The organism is Alcaligenes nematophilus (genome assembly GCF_026344155.1).
GTDB lineage: Bacteria > Pseudomonadota > Gammaproteobacteria > Burkholderiales > Burkholderiaceae_B > Alcaligenes > Alcaligenes phenolicus.
This window is the reverse complement of the sequence record NZ_JAPKMZ010000002.1, coordinates 541,216-557,855: the sequence shown is the minus strand read 5'-3', so window position 1 is coordinate 557,855 and position 16,640 is coordinate 541,216. Positions and strand designations below refer to the sequence as shown.

The window sequence follows — 16,640 nt, the reverse complement described above, 5'->3', positions numbered from 1 at the left end:
TAGTGGAACCTATTAAACTAAATAGGAAAGACGGCAGAATATTTTTGTGTTCTGTTTGTCACAATGCACAAAAAAACAGGCCCACCAAGTCGAGCTTGGGGGCCTGCTGGTCTGCATGACGGACGGTTTATTGAAGGGCGGACTGCGCTGCAAGCAAGGGAATGGCTTGCAGCCCGTGAGTGCCTTCAAGAAAAAGGGGGGGCTAGTCGTGTTTGCCGCCGCAGCACACACTCCACCATTTGCGGCGCGAGGTGTGGCCGATGCCAGGGTTGAAGGTGTTGGTCGGGTCCAGCTCGCGGTAGAAGCCGGCCAGGGCAGGTTTGGCGATATAGAGGTGGCCAACATTATGCTCGGCCGGGTATTCGGCACGGCGTTCATCCAGCAACTTCCACATGCGGTGTTCCATATCCAGAGGGACCACGCCTTTTTTGACGATGTAGTCCTGGTGGAATACGTGGCACAGGAAGTGGCCGTAATAGAGCTTGTGGACGATGTCTTTTTCCATATCGTCCGGCAGTTGCTCCACCCATTCCTTGTCATTACGGCGCAAGGCAATGTCCAGCGCCACAATATCTTCCACGCTGTCGGGGTGCGCCTCGCGGTAGCGGATGGCAGCACCGGCAATGGCAAAACGGTGCAGAAAGGCTTTGCGACCTTCTTCGGCATCGCACTCGAAATAGGCACCTTGCTGGCTGCCTTCAAATTGCTGGCTCAGAAATTCGCGTGTGGCCTGCGCGGTGTCGTTGGAGACGCGCAGCAGCAGGTGGTGCTCGAAGCGGTCGCGCCATTCACGCATGCGCGGCGGCAGGTGGCTGGGCAGACGGTTCATGATGGCCTGGATTACGCGATCAGTGACGCCGCGCCAGCCAAAGCGCTCAAAAAAGCCATCCACACGGCTTTTCATGGCAAAGGCGGATGGCACTTTGGCGGTACCAAAACGGTCGATCAGCAAGAAGGTGTCTTTGCCGTATTGCTCGCCAATATCGTAGGCGGTGCGATGGATGTACTCGCCCGCAATGGGCAGGCGGGGCAGTTCCGTCAGCAGGTGACGGCGCACGGCCGTGAGCTCGTCTGGGTCATTGGTGCCGATGTAGAAAACGGTACTGGCTTCTTTGGGAAAGGTATCCAGACGCACGGCAAAAATGCACAGCTTGCCGGCCGAGCCGGAGGCTTCATACAGGCGCGAAGGGTCGGCATTGAAACGAGCCGGGGTCTGGGCATCCACATCGCGCACATCGTCGGCGTAGCGTGGGTCGCTGGCCTTGCGTTCCGGGTCGTTGATGATATCCGCAACACTGTATTTGCCTTGCTCCAGGCGGCTCAGAATTTCTTCCGGGGTATCTCCCAGATTGATGCCCAGGTGATTGACCAGTTGCAGGGTGCCATCGTCCAGCACTTGCGCGTACAGCGTCAATTCCGTGTAGGCCGGGCCGCGTCGTACCAGCGCACCGCCGGAGTTATTGCAAACACCGCCCAGCACAGAGGCGCCGATACACGAGGAGCCAATCACCGAGTGGGGTTCACGCTCCAGCGGGGCCAGGGTCTGTTCCAGACGGTCCAGCGTGGCACCGGGCAGGCAGACAACTTGCTGGCCATCGTTGATGACTTGTATGCCTTGCAGACGCATGGTGTTCATCAGCACGATGTCGCGGTCGTAGTCGTCTCCGTCGGGGGTGGAGCCGCCTGTCAGGCCGGTGTTGGCCGCCTGCATGATCACGATGCAATCGGCAGCGACAGCGGCTTGAAGGCTGCGCCATTGTTCCAGCAGCGTTCCGGGCCGCACAACGGCCAATACCTTGCCTTCACCCGTGCGATGGCCCTTGCGGTAACGACGCGTGCTGCGGTCGTCCGTCAGGACGTGAGGGTTGCCGACAATAGAGCGCAGTTGCTGCAACAAATCCGCAGCGCTGGTGGAAACTGACATGGTCAAGACTCCTGTACAAGCAGGTCAGAGGTGATCTGGGAAATGCTGCTGACACTGGTCAGTGTCATGGCGACCCGAATTTCTTTTTCAATCAGGCCCAGCAGGTGGTCCACGCCGGATTGCCCGGCGGCGGCCAAGGCATAGATGTAGGCGCGGCCCAGCATGGCAGCGTCGGCACCCAGGGCAATCATGCGTACCACGTCCAGGCCACTGCGGATACCCGAATCTGCCAGAATCTTGATCTGGCCTTTGACGGCATCGGCAATGGCAGGCAGCGCGCGTGCCGAGGACAAGACGCCGTCAAGCTGACGGCCGCCGTGATTTGAGACGATGATGCCATCGGCACCAAAGCGCACGGCATCGCGGGCGTCATCGGGGTCCAGAATGCCTTTGATCAGCATGGGGCCTTTCCAGAATTCGCGTATCCACTCCAGATCCTTCCAGGAAATCGAGGGGTCAAAGTTCGCGCCCAGATAGCCCATATAGTCTTCCAGACCCGTAGGCTTGCCCAGGTAGCGCGAGATATTGCCCAGATCGTGCGGGCGACCCAGCAGACCGACATCCCAGGCCCAGCGCGGGTGCATGACAGCCTGTGCATAGCGACGCAGAGCGGCATTCGGGCCGCTCATGCCCGAATGCGCATCGCGGTAACGGGCGCCAGGTACGGGCATGTCTACGGTAAAGACCAGGGTGCTGCAGCCTGCAGCTTGCGCGCGTTCCAGTGCATTGCGCATGAAGCCGCGGTCCTTCAGCACATACAGCTGAAACCACATGGGCCGCTTCAGGCGCGGGGCAACTTCCTCGATCGGGCAGACTGACACGCTCGACATGGTGAAGGGAATGCCATGTGCATCGGCTGCCTGGGCAGCCTGGACTTCCCCCCGACGCGCGTACATGCCTGTCAGACCTACCGGGGACAGGGCCACCGGAATGGACAGTTTTTCACCAAACAGCTCAATGCTGGTATCGAGCTGGCTCATGTCCTTCAGGACACGCTGGCGCAGGGCGACATTGGCCAGATCGTCCACATTGCGGCGCAGCGTGTGCTCGGCGTAGGCACCGCCGTCAATGTAGTGGAACAGGAAAGGAGGCAGTCGTTTTTGGGCGGCACGCCGGTAGTCGGTCGAGGAGGAAATAATCATGGCAGAGTCGGGTCGGATAAGACGGAAGGAGGGGTTTGCAGGCGCGCGGCACGTTCGCGGCGTGCAAGGTCTTCGTCAGCCTGAAGAAGGGTGTTGCGTACGTAGCCCAGGTGTTCGTTCACAACGTGGCGTGCTTGAGCGGGATCGCCATCGACAATGGCTTTGACCAGGGCTTCGTGTTGCGCCGTCAGATTGACAATGGTCTCGGGGGAGTCATGCACGAACATGATGATGTCCCGGTTTTGCGTCACGCTGCTGAGCACCAGATCAAACAGGCCCCGCATGACCTGAACCAGCACCAGATTGTGCGAGGCTTCGGCCACGGCCAGGTGAAACTGGGCATCGGCGCGGGCGGACTGCACGGTATCGCCGCTTTGCTGGTAGCGAATCATTTGCTCGAAGCATTGCAGAATCTTGTCCTTGTCTTCGGGCGAGGCGCGCAGCGCGGCGTGCCAGGTGGTACTGCTCTCCAGAGCAATGCGCGCTTCCAGCACGTCGTAACGGTACTGGGGATCGGACAGCATCAGGGCGGCCAGCGGGTCTACCGAGCGCTGGGTCCATTGGGGCGTTTGGGAGGCCAGGTAAGTGCCTGAACCTACCTGACTGCGCAAAATGCCCTGGCTGTTCAGTTGCTGAATAGCCTCGCGCAGCGATGCACGCGACACATTCAATTGAGCTGCCAACGTACGCTCGGCAGGCAGTCTTTGCCCGGCCTTGAAATCGCTGGATTGAATCAGCGCCAGCAATTGTTGGGCAACGTGATCAGAGAGGCGCATAGTTCTTGAGATACCGGAAAAATAAATCTGCAAGGCACGCGTATACGCGCCTTGCAGATGAAGGATGAGGGCGGGCCCTTAGGGAATCATCCAAGGTAACACATAGGCTTGCAGGGTAGTCAGCAGGCCAATCAGAACCGCAAAGATCAAGCTGTGTTTCACGGTAAAGCGGAACAGATCGGATTCTTTGCCGGCCAGACCCACTGCCGCGCAGGCAATGGCGATCGACTGGGGCGAGATCATCTTGCCGGTCACGCCACCTGTGGTGTTGGCGGCCACCATCAGCACTTCAGGCAGACCCAGCTGCTGTGCCGTGGTTGCCTGCAAGGCACCAAACAAGGCGTTGGCAGAGGTGTCGGAACCAGTCAGGAACACACCAATCCAGCCCAGGAAGGGCGAGAAGAAGGTGAAGGCTTTGCCGGTGTGAGCCAGGGCCAGCGCCAAAGTTGCGGACAGGCCGGAGTAGTTGGCGATAAAGGCAAAGGCCAGCACCATGCCAATCGAGTAGATCGGTACAGCCAGTTCCTTGAAGGTTTCGCCCAAGGTTTCCACCGCTTTTGCGGGTTTCATGCGCAAAAAGAGGATAGTCAGCAAGGCGGCAATCAGAATGGCGGTGCCGGTGGCAGAGAGCCAGTTAAAGGAGTAGACCGCGCCATACGGAGTGGCCGAGGCCACGACGGGTGGAGCCTTGTCGACCAGATTGTGCAGGAAGGGCACAGGAATGTTCACGATGGTCGACGCCAGCGGGCCATTGGCAGCAAACAAGGCTTTGAAGGGCTGCACACTCCAGATCGTGACCATGGCAGTCAGGATGATGAAGGGCGACCAGGCTTTGATGATGCGGCCAGTGCTCAGTACGGTAGGGGCCTGATCGGCCAGATTGTCCTGAGCAGGCGAGCCTTCTTGTGTTTCAAAACGGAAGATGCGCTTGGGTTGCCACACTTTCAGGAACAGGGTCAGTACAACCAGGGAAACCAGAGCCGAGGTAATGTCCGGCAGCTCGGGGCCAATGTAGTTGGCGGTCAGGAACTGCACCAGCGCGAAGGAGCCGCCACCGACCAGTACGGCAGGCCAGGTTTCCTTGATACCGCGCCAGCCGTCCATGATGGCCATCAGCCAGAACAGCACGATCACCGTCATGAAAGGCAGTTGGCGACCAGCCATCTGGCCGATTTCAAAGGGATCAATACCCGATACCTGACCGGCCACGATGATAGGAATACCCATGGCACCGAACGCCACCGGGGCGGTATTGGCAATCAGGCACAGACCGGCCGCGTACAAGGGGCGAAAACCCAGGCCAGCCAGCAAGGCGGCAGTAATGGCAACGGGTGCACCAAAACCGGCTGCCCCTTCCAGGAAGGCGCCAAAGCAAAAACCCACCAGGATCAGTTGCAGGCGCTGGTCAGGCGTGACGGACAGGATGGAGGCGCGAATGATGTCGAACTGACCGGTCTTGACCGAAATCTTGTACAGAAAAACGGCGGCCACAATGATCCAGGCGATCGGCCACAGCCCATAGAAAAAGCCATACACCACCGAGGCCAGCGCAGTGGAAACCGGCATGCGATAGAAAAACAGGGCAACGCCCAGGGCCAGCAAGACGGTAATCGTCCCTGCCAGATACCCCTTCATGCGCAACTTGGTCAGGGCCAGGAAAAAAAAGATGATCGGAATAAGGGCGATCAGTGCCGACAGCCAGATATTGCCGGTGGGATCGTATTGCTGCAGCCACGCTTGTTGCATGTTGTTCTATCTCCGCAGGAGCAAATGGGAGGCGCTTGTATCGCAAGCGAGCCTGAAGGTCGTTAAATTGGTCTGACCATTTCTTGAGATCGTCAAGAACAGAGCGCATTGTATAGAAAGGATTATTTTATTGAATCTAAGTGTTTACCCTAACGATTCAAGAATAAACAATTTTTTATCCAATTAATTGGTCTGACCAATTTAGGTTAAAAACCAGAAATGAGAGGTGGAACGGGCAGGGGCTGTCACACGGTTTTCAGGCGTGAAAAGTCTCTGTGCCTGACTATTTTTGCCAGGATGGGGCGGGAGGAATCGGGTTACGCTGTTGCTCGTTCAGGTCGATGTCTTGCGACTTCATCAGCAGGAACACTCGCTTTGCAAAAAATGATATTGAGAATCATTATCGTGGATGTAAACTAGGCTTCTAATTAGTAGAGTTTCATAAATTAAATAAGAGGCAGTGGCAGGTACTACCGCGCTGCTGTCATCAAAAGGGTCAACATAGATATGCCAACCCCTCAGGCGCCCGCGCCACGCGGACGTCCTCCCACCATCACCCGAGCACGGATTGCCGACGCTGGTATTCAGATTGGCCTGCCCAACATCACCTTTGTGGGGGTAGCGGCCGCTTTGGGTGTCAGCCAGATGGCGCTGTACAAGCATGTGGGTAATCTGGAAGGGCTTAAACAACTGGTGGCCGAAGAAATTTTCAGCCGCTGGCAAGTGCCTCGAGCCACGACTCCGGTTCAAGGCAGCCTGGAAGACTATCTGCAGCTGTTCAGTGCGGCGACACAGGCTTTTGTGAAAGCCAATCCGGGCATCACGCCCTATGTGATACGCCGGCTGGTGGCGACTCCTTCCATGCTGGACAAGATCCGGGAACATCAAGAGCACATTGCTCAGGCTTATGGCGTGTCCTTCGAGCGCTCGCGTTACTTGATGGGAACGGTGGCCTTTCATTGCCTGGCGGTTGCCGATACGGTCTATGCCGTGGCTGGCCGGGAGCCACGTGCAGCCGTGGAACGGGTCGTGGAGGAGGTCGAGATGGAGGGCATATTGCAATTGGGCATGACAGCCCTGATTCAAGGAGCTTTAGCAATGAGTGAGCAAGACATTTCTCCTGACTTTTCCACCCAGTTTCTGGATACATCCGCTTTGCCGATAGCAAGGGTGCGCGAGTTCCCCTTGACCCTGGAGCTGGCCACGCAATGGCTGGACGATATGGAAACCCTGATCAAGGCCGAAAAAGAGTTCGTTCTGGTCTACGAAAGCCTGCCCGATCCTTCCACTCCCGGCGACCCGGAAGGGCGCAAGAAAGCGGTGTTGTGGTTAAAGGCACATCGTGAAGGCTTCGGTCGTTATTGCCGCGGGATTGTGATGATGTGCGATGACCCTGCCAATCTGCCTGCCCTGCAGGAGATGGTGGGGCCTTTGGAAAAGGTCTATCGCGTACCCGGGGGTGTGGCCTCCAGCCCCGACGAGCTGCGCGCTTTCATCCAGCAGTGGGTGACAGCAAGTTAGGACATAACAGACAGTAGTCCATCGCCTGATAGCGCTTTGCTTCAGGTTTCAAAGCCGCTGCGTCTCCGGGTTGAGAGGCAGCGGCTTTGTTATGGACAATCTTTCGCTGAACTGTACGTGTTTTCCCGTCTAGTCTCGGTTTTCCTTTGGCATGACAATAAAAACATTGTCATAACAATAAGCATTCGTCACAGGAGCAAGTACGTGAAAGATCCACATTGTCATTCCAGTAGCATCCTGGTGGAGCGCCCGGCTAAGGTCGCTTTTGAAATCATGTCCGATGGCATCTTGCAAGGTCAGTGGGCCTGGGGCAGTGCGAATCGCAGCGAAGTGGAACCGGGCCTGTTCAAGGGGACCTCGGTCTTTAGCGGCCAGGAAACCTATGTGCGCCTGAATGTGGATGCAGACCGCTTTCAGGTGGATTACGAGGTGGGCGCCAGCAAGGAGGCGATGCAGTTTCGTAATATGTCGCGTGTTATCCCAGGCGAGGTGCTCAAGCTGGGCGCAGACAAATGTGTAGTGAGCTTGCTGACCTGGCGTTTGGCTACACAAAGCGATGCGGCATGGGAGCAAATTTCCTGTGTCCATGAGGCCGAGATGTTTCTGATCAAAGGCCTGCTGGAACGCGAATAAGAAGATGGCTTACTGGCAGGGGAACCAACGATTTTCTGTTGATACCGCAGGTGGAACACAGCACGTAGGGAGAGCCCGCAGCAGAGCGTCATCAACAGGGATGAGATAAAAAAGTGAGTACAAAACCACTGTATGAGCAGCTTGCCGACAAGCTGACCCGCTATATCCAGGACGGTCGCTTGAAGCCCGGCGACCGCTTGCCTACGGAGGCCGAGCTAGGGGGGATGTTTGGCGTCAGCCGCATCACCGTGCGCCAGGGCCTGGCGATCTTGACGCGCAATGGCTTGATCGAGCGTTTTCCCAGCCGAGGCTCCTTTGTGCTGGAACGCAAGAACACCGGCTCCTGGGAGCTGAGCTCCATCAATGATCTGGTGCAGTTGGGCAAAGACACCACCACCCAGATTGCCAGCTGGGGGCTGGTCGCTCCGCCAGCAGACATTGCTGAGTTTTTCGCTTCCGATGAGCCGGTTTATAAGCTGCAAGCGGTGCGCTACAGGTCAGCGGTGCCCCTTTATTTTGCTGAGAACTACTTGCTACGCTCGATAGGAGAACGTATCGAGCAACAGGCTCTGGAAACACACACTATGGTAGAGATGCTGACTGGCGTGCTGAACGTGCCCATCAAGCATGCGCAAGAAGAGATCAGCATGGCCAACGCGTCGGCAGACATGGCCAAGCAGCTCTGGATCAAGGAGAACCAGGCCGTGATTGTGCAGCGTATTGATCTGTTCAATACCGATAACAAACCGGTGCAAAGCGGCAAGGGCTGGTGGCGCAGCGAGCATTTCAAGCGACGCTTCAAACTGAACTACATGTAGCGGTGACGCACAACAACGGTGTACGTTTTGTTGGTGACCGGGAGAGCCGACGTTTTAAATGGTGATTTTTACCTTGTTCAGGACTCCCGTCTCTGCTGAGCTTGCCTCGGTTTTTACCAGCGTTTCGTGCAGAGTTCAGTAAATTGCTGCATTTCATTCTGATCTGCAGTTTTTATGATTCCCTCGAGCGCACGGTACGATTCGTTGAAGTCGTCCGCCGTAATGTTGCCTATTTCAGGTGCTATGTTTTTGGCCTCAGCCAGTGCTAGAGAGGCTTTTTTCTTGTTTTCATCTCCCCCAAGTTTGTTGAGCAGTGCTGCGCAAAACTGGGCGTCGTTGTACTCCTGGTTTAGTCGGTCCATTTCGGATTGAGAGCCTTTGGCTTGTACCGGCGCTATAGCGACTACAAGGCTGGCCATGAGTGTCAGTACCGAGATAGAGAAGGTGTTCATTATTAGTTCCTTTCTTGGGGTGTGGGGGAATTTATTCTTCCGGGCATTGTTTTTCGCTATAGCTCAACTCGAATTGGCGCGCGCCCACAAAGCCCTCAGGAAAGGGGATGGTTGTAAGCGAAACATCGATGAAGCAGTGGCCTGCATGGATTCTGTAAAGGTCTGCGCTGACGTACTCAACGCGCTCAATGAGCTGCCAGTAGGAGAAGGAGTTGTTTAAATCCAGATTTTCGATCACGGCCCTGAACTCGACTTTCCGTTGGCCGTCCCCTCGTAACGCGGCGTGAGAAGAAAAAAATGGCAATGCAAGCAAGAGAAAACAGACAATATTGTTTTTCATGAATTTTTCCATCCATGGCTAGAACGATTAGGGGCATGCTGCCCTCAGCATTCAGAATTTTGAGGGGGGAGGGGGCCGCGTGGAATCACTGAAAACCGTGATTTTTCATACGAGTGCGTTTTTGGATGGATAGCCGGCAGTCCAATCCGGCTTTTAATCGCCTAAATGATTTCTGGGGGCTGGGCGGGGGATATGGCTTGTGTCGAGAAGTTTTTGGATATAAGGCCAGACAATCCCCGTTTCTGGTGATTGTCGGTGGGATGCTCTACCCATAGAATGATCAATTTACGGGGCTAAAAGCGATGCTTAAGGACTTCTGTGCAAGGGGTACGGGCCTCGAACCTGAGGCCATTTTGATCGTGGAAGACGACGAACTAATGCAAGCTCGGTTAGTACGTATTCTGAAGGGAATGGACTTGCCTACGCAGGCGGTATGCATTGCCGGCTCTTTAGGGGCAGCCCGTGAATTCATCAAGACCGGATCGTTCTCGTTGGTCATGGTGGATATTGGCTTACCTGATGGCAGCGGGATTGAGCTGATTGCCGAATTACGTGCCAAGGGGATTGATGTGCCGCTTGTTATCCTGTCCGCCTGGAGCAAGCCCGATCTGATTGTTGAGGCCGTCCGCGCGGGTGCAACGGGATACTTGCTCAAAGAGCGTGAGGATATAGAGCTATCTTTATCGATCGGAATTGTGTTTCGTGGAGGCTCGCCGATAGATCCATTTGTCGCCCAGTACATCATGGAAGAGTTAGCTGGACGTCTTCCGCGCCCGACACAATCAAATTCGATGATGCTCAGTCCGCGGGAGACCGAGGTACTGGGCCTGATTGCTAACGGCCTGTCTAATCAGGCTATTGCCGATCAGTTGTATATATCGCGCAATACCGTCGAGTGCCATATAAAAAGCATCTATCGCAAGCTGGAGGTTCCGTCTCGTACCAACGCGATAAATAAGGCACGTAAGCACGGATTGATTTGAGGAGGGCGTACCCCTAGCATTAGTGTTTTTGGGGTTAAGCTACTTCTCTTTTTATCTTGTCTAGCCAAGCCGAAATTAATAAAAACGATAAAGTATGCGTTGGAAAATCGTGTCATGTGTGGTGCTGTTGATCCTGTCGCTGTTTGCACGGCAGGCAATGGCATTTGAACAGGCGGACTGCGGCGATCCGGATATTTCAGTGCAAGCCTTGCGCGCAGGTTCAAGCTTGATAGAGGTGCAAGATCCAGACCTGGCTTGGATGGAAGTACAACTCCCTGATCATTGGACCACTCGCTGGCCCGGCTATAGCGGCAGTGTCTGGTATCGAATCCAGTGGCATAGTGACTGCCCGCCGGAGTATTGGGCGCGTGCCCCTTTGGCATTGGCGATTGACTCGATCAATATGGCAGGGCGCGTCTTTGTAAATGGTGATTTGCTGTGGCAAGACACGAATTTGGTTGAGCCCCTATCTCGCAGTTGGAATAGGCCGCGCTTGTGGACCTTACCGGGAGCCGCGGTTAAACAGGGGGTCAATGTTATTTTGGTCGAGGTGCGCGGGGTCGCCATGACGATGCCCGGCTTGGGAAAGGTACATGTGGGTAACCCCCAGATATTGCTCGAACATCAGCGCCGACTGAATTGGGATTATCGAGGGATGTTCACGGTGAACATCATGGGCGCGCTGTCGATTGCCATTTTATTTCTGGGGATGTGGCTTTTCTATCGCAAGACTACCCTGTATCTCTGGTTTGTGCTGCTGAATCTGTGTTGGGTAGCGTTTTTGTATAACGTCATAGCAATGGAGGCTTGGCCATTTCCCTCAACGGTGGCCGTTCAGCGGGCCAATGCCATTGCTTTCATGTCTTTCTGCCTTTGCTTTACGAACTTCATCTTTCAGTTGGCACGTCGGCCACTGTCAAGCAAGATGGCAACCGTACTGACCGCATTCACAGTCATTGTGTCTGTGGTGATTGCCCTGTGTTCGGAGCAGAATTTGGGCCTGGCCTTGAAAATTGGTATTCGCGGTCATCTGCTGATATTTGCCATGACGTGCGTGACATTGGCCTTTATCGCCTGGCGCAGTAAAAAAGCGGAAGACTGCTTGTACGGCAGCATCGGTATTGTCTATGTCGGGATCGCTTTCCATGACTGGAGGATTTTTTACTTCCAGCTAGAGACGGCTCCCTTAACACCTTACGCCAATCTGCTCACGATGACGGGTATTGCGATCATCATGGGCTTGCGTATCGCGCATTCCATGCGGCGGATCGAGCAATTCAATGAGGAGCTGAGGATAAGCGTACAGACGGCTTGCGAACAGCTAGAGCAATCGCTGCACAAAAAGCATGAGCTGGCCCTGACTACGATTAAGCTGCAAGAACGTGTTGAGCTGATCCAGGACATTCATGATGGGTTTGGCAGTGCCTTGGTCCGGGCGATTGCACAGGCTGAATCAACAACAGAAAGCCACCATCAGAAAAACCGACATATCTCTACGTTAAAGTCGCTGCGTGATGATTTGCGCCTAGTCATTGATAGTGGTCGTAGTTTTGTCCAGAGCCCGCCCCAGTCTCCACAGGGCTGGATGGCACCGACGCGCTATCAATTTTCATCATTGTTCGACAATATCGGCATGAAAAGCCAGTGGCAACTGCCCCCGGAGTGGCCCAGTCCGCCTTGCGCCATGACGTGTTTGACTATGACGCGCTTTTTGGAGGAGGCCCTGTCAAATGTACTCAAGCATAGTCAGGCTAGCGAAGTGAGCGTCAGCATGGCGTATCCCGTCCCAGACCGCATCGTTTTGGAAGTGTGTGATAACGGGATAGGGTTTGATGTGGCTGCCGTGCGCCATGCCGCAATTGGAGTAGGCATGGAATCCATGCACGCCCGAATTGAGAAGTTGGGCGGGAGCGTTGAGATTCACTCTTGCTGTGGCTGCACCCTCGTTAGGGGAACCCTACCTGTATACACAGAGCTGCGAGGGCAGGCAAGCGGATCAATCGTGGCCTAAAGGATCGGGTCAGGAGTATCTGGCCTGACCACCCTGACTCGGGCACCGTTTGTCTAAAAGGTCAGACAAGCGATGCGTACCATGCAGAAATGACCTGACGTGGCCGGGCGGGAAGTGAGTCAGGGGAAGGCCACTATGCAAATTAATTATCTGTTCACGCGAATCAGGACCCCGTCACGATTCTCGATGTTGGTCAATTCGATTGAGGCTTCCCGCTCTGAGCCGGTGCGAGTCAAACATACTGCCCGGATTCGGACAGACTCCGAATTCCACGAAATCCTTCGATTGCTGCAGCTGTTTTGGTAAGAGGTTTGTGCGCCTGACTGGCTTTGTATCCGCCCATCATTATTGACCAGGCCTCGCAAGGGGAGCGTTGTAGGGTTGTACTGACCATTGTGCCGCTGGCATTCAGCCGAGATCCAGGCCTCGCTGTTATTGGAGTGCAGCTTGATATTGCGACATGAGTTCTGGAATGATGAACTGGCTGCCGAGGCTGACACTGACATCGCAGTCAACAATATCGTTGCCAATGGTGCCGCCACAGTTTTCGTGAGTTTTTTCACAAGCTTCCCCTATAAAGTTGATGATGATGACCAGTGCGTCATGGTGGACCAGGTCATACGGGATCAATTTTCGGGGATGGATCAGGCAGCGGGAATCACTGATAACTGGTATTTGTAGTCGCCCTTGCTGCTACAAGGGCTTTCTTGATTGGGAGCTGCGGCCTCTTACCTTGGGCGAATCGTAGTTATACGGGCAAACTTTGCCCCTTGGCCTTGATGCAAGACAGCACGATCTGCGAATGGATCTTGGTGACGCCGCGCAGCGTGTTGAGCTTGTGAATGACAAAATTGGAAAAAGTCTCGAAGTTGCGCGTGCGTATGTGCAGCATGTAGTTCGCCTGCCCGGTCACGATGTAGGCATGGAGCACTTCATCCATGGTAGCCAGTGCCTTGCTCAGGTACTGATGCTCGCTCTCGTTGAGCTGCCCGATATTCACTTCCACAAAGGCTTCAATGGCAAAGCCCAGTTTGCCTGCGCTCAAGTTGGCGCTGTAGTTTTCGATGAAGCCTTCCTGCTCCAGAATCTTTACGCGCCGGTGGCAGGAGGAGGGCGAAAGGGCTACCAGGTCAGCTAGTTCCTGGTTGCTGAGCCTGCCGTTGTCCTGCAAAAGGCGCAGGATTTTCAGGTCTGTCTCATCTAGTCTCATATTTTAGAATTTTCTATGAAAAAGGTTTTTAAAAACCGAATTTTCTTCCAGTATTAATCATAATCTTCATCGCTTTGGAATAATTTACCAGAGGCTCGGTGCTAGACTAAATAGCTTAAAAAGCAGAATCGAGGAGCATGAATATGATTACCTTGCAGCAATGCGAGCAGTGGGATCAGGCCGATGAACTGGCTGCCTTCAAAGCCAAGTTCGACCTGCCACCCAACACGATTTATCTGGACGGGAATTCGCTGGGCGCCATGCCCCGACACGCCATGGAGCGCGCCCAGGAAGTTATTGCTCAGGAATGGCGTACCGACCTGATCAATAGCTGGAACAAGGCAGGCTGGTGGACCTTGCCCGTGCGTCTGGGCGACCAGATGTCGCCCCTGATCGGTGCCGGTCAAGGTGAAACCATCGTCAGCGACAGCACCTCGGTCAATCTGTTCAAGGTGCTGGCTGCCGCCGTCAATTTGCAAAAAGAGCGCCATCCGGAAAAGAAAGTCATCCTGGCCGAGCGTGATTCCTTCCCTACGGATCTTTACATCATTGAAGGGTTTAACGCCTTCTTTGGCAAAGACTATAGGCTTGAATTGATTGATGACCCGGCAGACCTGCAAACAGCCGTCAATGATGAAACCGCTGTGGTGGTGCTGTCCCATGTGAATTACCGCACGGGTTACTTGCACGATATGCAGGCGACCAACCGCCTGGTGCATGAACACAATGGCCTGTTGATCTGGGATTTGTGCCACTCCGTGGGTGCCTTGCCCATCGAGCTGAAAGACAGCGAGTCCGACTTTGCCATTGGCTGCACCTACAAGTACCTGAACGCCGGTCCGGGTGCTCCGGCCCTGCTGTGGGTGAACCCCAAGCTGATGGGCCAGATCAGTCAGCCTTTGTCCGGCTGGTGGGGCCACAAGCACCCTTTTGCCATGAGCCCGTCATATGAAGCCGCCAACGGTATCGAGCGTTTCTTGTGCGGTACTCAGCCCATTGTTTCCTTGAGCCTGGTGGCTTGCGGTGTGGACGTGTTCCTGCAAACCGACCTGCAGGCGGTGCGCCGTAAATCCCTGGCGCTGACGGACTTGTTCATCGCTTTGGTGGAACAGGAATGTGCGGAATTTGGCCTGCGTCTGGTGACTCCACGCGATCACCACTACCGTGGCAGCCATGTCAGTTTTGCCCATGAGCAAGGCTATGCCGTGGTGCAGGCCCTGATCGCCCGTGGTGTGATTGGGGACTACCGCGAGCCTGAAGTGATGCGCTTTGGTGTTACGCCCTTGTATCTGTCTTTTGTGGATATTTGGCAGGCTGTGCAGCATATCAAGGCGGTACTGACCAATAAGGAATGGGACAAGCCCGCCTATAAAACACGCTCCAAGGTGACCTGATCAGGCTGATATAAAAAATAAGCATAAAGGAGGAGACATGAGCCGATTTGAGCAAATTCAATCGCGCGAAGCCGGGCTGCATAAAAAACTGAGCGCCCGCCAAATGAGCATGATTGCGATCGGGGGCGCCATCGGTACCGGCTTGTTCCTGGGCAGCAAATTTGCCATTGGCTTTGCTGGTCCCGGCGTTGTACTGAGTTATGTGATTGGCGGCTTCATTGCTCTGGTCCTGATGGGCTGCCTGGCCGAGATGACGGTGGAACACCCCACATCGGGCTCTTTTGGAGCCTATGCGGAGTTCTATATTCATCCGCTGGCCGGGTTCCTGGTGCGCTACAGCTATTGGGCCTGCATTGTTCTGGCCGTGGGCACCGAGGTGACGGCGGTGGCGGACTATATGAAGTTCTGGTTCCCGGACGTCTCACCCTGGATCTGGATCGCCTTTTTCTCGGCCGTGCTGATTGCCGTCAATGCCTACAGCGTCAAGGCTTTTGGCTCGGTGGAGTATTGGTTTGCCCTGATCAAGGTGTTTGCCATTATTGCGTTCATCGTGCTGGCCATTGGCATGTTGACGGGCTATTACAAGCCCGCACAGGTGCAGGAAAACCTGTTTGGCCAGGGTGGCTTCATGCCCAATGGCTGGTATGGGGTGTGGGTAGGGGTGATCATTTCCATCTTCAGCTATCTGAGTATCGAGATGATTGCCGTGGCGGCGGGCGAGGCAGAAAACCCCGAGCAAGCCGTGCGCCAGGCCTTCAAGGCCACCATCTGGCGCTTGATCATTTTCTACCTGCTGTCCTTGTCGCTTATCGTGATGCTGGTGCCTTGGCAGGTGCTGGTAGCGGAAGGCACAACCAGTCCTTTCATTACGGTGATGCAGTCCGTCGGCATTCCCTATGCAGACAGCATCCTGAACTTCATTGTGATTATTGCGGCCTTGTCGGCCATGAACAGCATGCTCTATATCTCGACCCGCATGATGTTCAGCCTGTCGCGTGCCGGTGATGCGCCCGCTGCGCTGGGCAAGGTGGCGCGCAATGGTGTGCCCTTGAATGCCCTGGCTTTATCGGCCAGCGGTGTGGCCGTGGCCGCAGTGGTGTATGCCAACAATCCGGAAACCGCCTTTCCGGTGATGATTGCCTTGTCCATGTTTGGCGCTTTGTTCACATGGGGCATGATCTTCCTGACTCATTTGTTCTTCCGCCGCCGCGTGGCACAGGACGGTGTGCAGCTACGTTTCCGTATGCCGGCCTATCCCATCGGCACCTTGCTGGGCTTGATTGGCATTGTGGCGATTTTGGTGACTACCTGGTTCATCAATATCTTTCACTACACCTTGCTGTTTGGTGTGCCGTTCCTGCTTGCCTTGGTCGTGATTTACTTTGTACGAGGCGCTCGTAAGGCTGCCTGAGCGATCTGACTTTCTGGCTCTGTTTGAACAAGCCCCTGCCTTGGCAGGGGCTTTTTTTTGCAGCGTGCGTTTCAAGAAGCTCGTCCCGTCGGATAACAGCGGGAGCGTACTGATGTTGAGGCGTGTGTGTCTGAACAGGTAAGGATGTGGTGTGGGGTCGATTTGATCCTTGTCAGCCTTGCGGTTTGTGGAGAATCGATTCAATAAAAATGTGTATTATTTGAGACTATTATGTATCATTTGGTATTGTGATTGCTCAAGAAGGCCACTGTCAGTCGT

The 16,640-nt window shown here is 55.0% G+C and carries 16 protein-coding genes; 8 read left to right on the top strand and 8 right to left on the bottom strand.

Translation table 11 applies throughout. The features are described 5' to 3' along the window. Positions 1-202: 202 nt before the first annotated feature. The 4 genes from dld to lldP all read right to left on the bottom strand — a co-directional run bounded on the left by dld (position 203) and on the right by lldP (position 5,588). Positions 203-1,924, bottom strand: a complete 1,722-nt coding sequence (gene dld / locus OSH04_RS07710) for a D-lactate dehydrogenase (protein WP_266108201.1) — start codon at positions 1,922-1,924, stop codon at positions 203-205. 2 nt (positions 1,925-1,926) lie between these two features. Continuing rightward, positions 1,927-3,066, bottom strand: coding sequence for an FMN-dependent L-lactate dehydrogenase LldD (lldD, locus tag OSH04_RS07705; RefSeq protein WP_026484948.1), 1,140 nt, complete (start codon positions 3,064-3,066; stop codon positions 1,927-1,929). After that, positions 3,063-3,842 carry a transcriptional regulator LldR gene (gene lldR / locus OSH04_RS07700; protein WP_009462556.1) on the bottom strand — a complete coding sequence of 260 codons (780 nt, stop codon included), beginning with the start codon at positions 3,840-3,842 and terminating at the stop codon, positions 3,063-3,065. The genes lldD and lldR overlap by 4 nt, the downstream gene beginning before the upstream one ends. Positions 3,843-3,920: 78 nt before the next feature. Further along, a complete protein-coding gene (gene lldP, locus OSH04_RS07695) occupies positions 3,921-5,588 on the bottom strand; it encodes an L-lactate permease (protein ID WP_035271369.1) in 1,668 nt (555 codons plus the stop codon). A gap of 507 nt (positions 5,589-6,095) precedes the next feature. Here lldP and OSH04_RS07690 point away from each other — a divergent pair. The 3 genes from OSH04_RS07690 to OSH04_RS07680 all read left to right on the top strand — a co-directional run bounded on the left by OSH04_RS07690 (position 6,096) and on the right by OSH04_RS07680 (position 8,560). Continuing rightward, positions 6,096-7,109 carry a TetR/AcrR family transcriptional regulator gene (locus OSH04_RS07690; RefSeq protein WP_230940627.1) on the top strand — a complete coding sequence of 338 codons (1,014 nt, stop codon included), beginning with the start codon at positions 6,096-6,098 and terminating at the stop codon, positions 7,107-7,109. Positions 7,110-7,313: 204 nt separating this feature from the next. After that, entirely contained in the window at positions 7,314-7,742 is a 429-nt protein-coding gene (locus OSH04_RS07685; protein ID WP_035271368.1) for a hypothetical protein, read from the top strand. A gap of 113 nt (positions 7,743-7,855) precedes the next feature. Then, positions 7,856-8,560, top strand: coding sequence for a GntR family transcriptional regulator (locus tag OSH04_RS07680; protein ID WP_083054228.1), 705 nt, complete (start codon positions 7,856-7,858; stop codon positions 8,558-8,560). Between the two features lie 113 nt (positions 8,561-8,673). Here OSH04_RS07680 and OSH04_RS07675 read toward each other — a convergent pair whose 3' ends face one another. Then, the gene (locus OSH04_RS07675) at positions 8,674-9,012 is read right to left on the bottom strand and encodes a hypothetical protein (RefSeq protein WP_083054227.1); all 339 of its coding nucleotides are present in this window, start codon (positions 9,010-9,012) and stop codon (positions 8,674-8,676) included. 31 nt (positions 9,013-9,043) lie between these two features. Next, positions 9,044-9,352 carry a hypothetical protein gene (locus tag OSH04_RS07670; RefSeq protein ID WP_083054226.1) on the bottom strand — a complete coding sequence of 103 codons (309 nt, stop codon included), beginning with the start codon at positions 9,350-9,352 and terminating at the stop codon, positions 9,044-9,046. A gap of 359 nt (positions 9,353-9,711) precedes the next feature. Between OSH04_RS07670 and OSH04_RS07665 the strand changes: the two genes are divergently transcribed. Beyond that, on the top strand, positions 9,712-10,335 hold the full coding sequence (locus OSH04_RS07665) for a response regulator transcription factor (protein WP_321216923.1): 624 nt from the start codon (positions 9,712-9,714) through the stop codon (positions 10,333-10,335). Between the two features lie 94 nt (positions 10,336-10,429). Next, complete coding sequence (locus tag OSH04_RS07660; RefSeq protein WP_266108200.1) at positions 10,430-12,346, top strand: sensor histidine kinase; 1,917 nt, start codon at positions 10,430-10,432, stop codon at positions 12,344-12,346. A gap of 146 nt (positions 12,347-12,492) precedes the next feature. On the opposite strand, the gene OSH04_RS19740 is transcribed toward OSH04_RS07660, so the two are convergent. Further along, positions 12,493-12,852, bottom strand: a complete 360-nt coding sequence (locus OSH04_RS19740; protein WP_367881693.1) for a mannose-binding lectin — start codon at positions 12,850-12,852, stop codon at positions 12,493-12,495. On the opposite strand from OSH04_RS19740, the gene OSH04_RS07655 reads away from it, so the two are divergent. Further along, positions 12,794-13,027, top strand: a complete 234-nt coding sequence (locus OSH04_RS07655) for a hypothetical protein (protein ID WP_179136450.1) — start codon at positions 12,794-12,796, stop codon at positions 13,025-13,027. The genes OSH04_RS19740 and OSH04_RS07655 overlap by 59 nt on opposite strands. Before the next feature lie 67 nt (positions 13,028-13,094). On the opposite strand, the gene OSH04_RS07650 is transcribed toward OSH04_RS07655, so the two are convergent. Then, positions 13,095-13,556 carry an Lrp/AsnC family transcriptional regulator gene (locus tag OSH04_RS07650; protein ID WP_083054222.1) on the bottom strand — a complete coding sequence of 154 codons (462 nt, stop codon included), beginning with the start codon at positions 13,554-13,556 and terminating at the stop codon, positions 13,095-13,097. A gap of 143 nt (positions 13,557-13,699) precedes the next feature. Between OSH04_RS07650 and kynU the strand changes: the two genes are divergently transcribed. Beyond that, positions 13,700-14,950, top strand: coding sequence for a kynureninase (gene kynU / locus OSH04_RS07645; protein ID WP_266108281.1), 1,251 nt, complete (start codon positions 13,700-13,702; stop codon positions 14,948-14,950). A 37-nt stretch (positions 14,951-14,987) separates the two neighbouring features. Next, positions 14,988-16,361: an amino acid permease gene (locus OSH04_RS07640; RefSeq protein ID WP_026484954.1), complete on the top strand. Its 1,374-nt coding sequence runs from the start codon at positions 14,988-14,990 to the stop codon at positions 16,359-16,361. Positions 16,362-16,640: the final 279 nt, after the last annotated feature.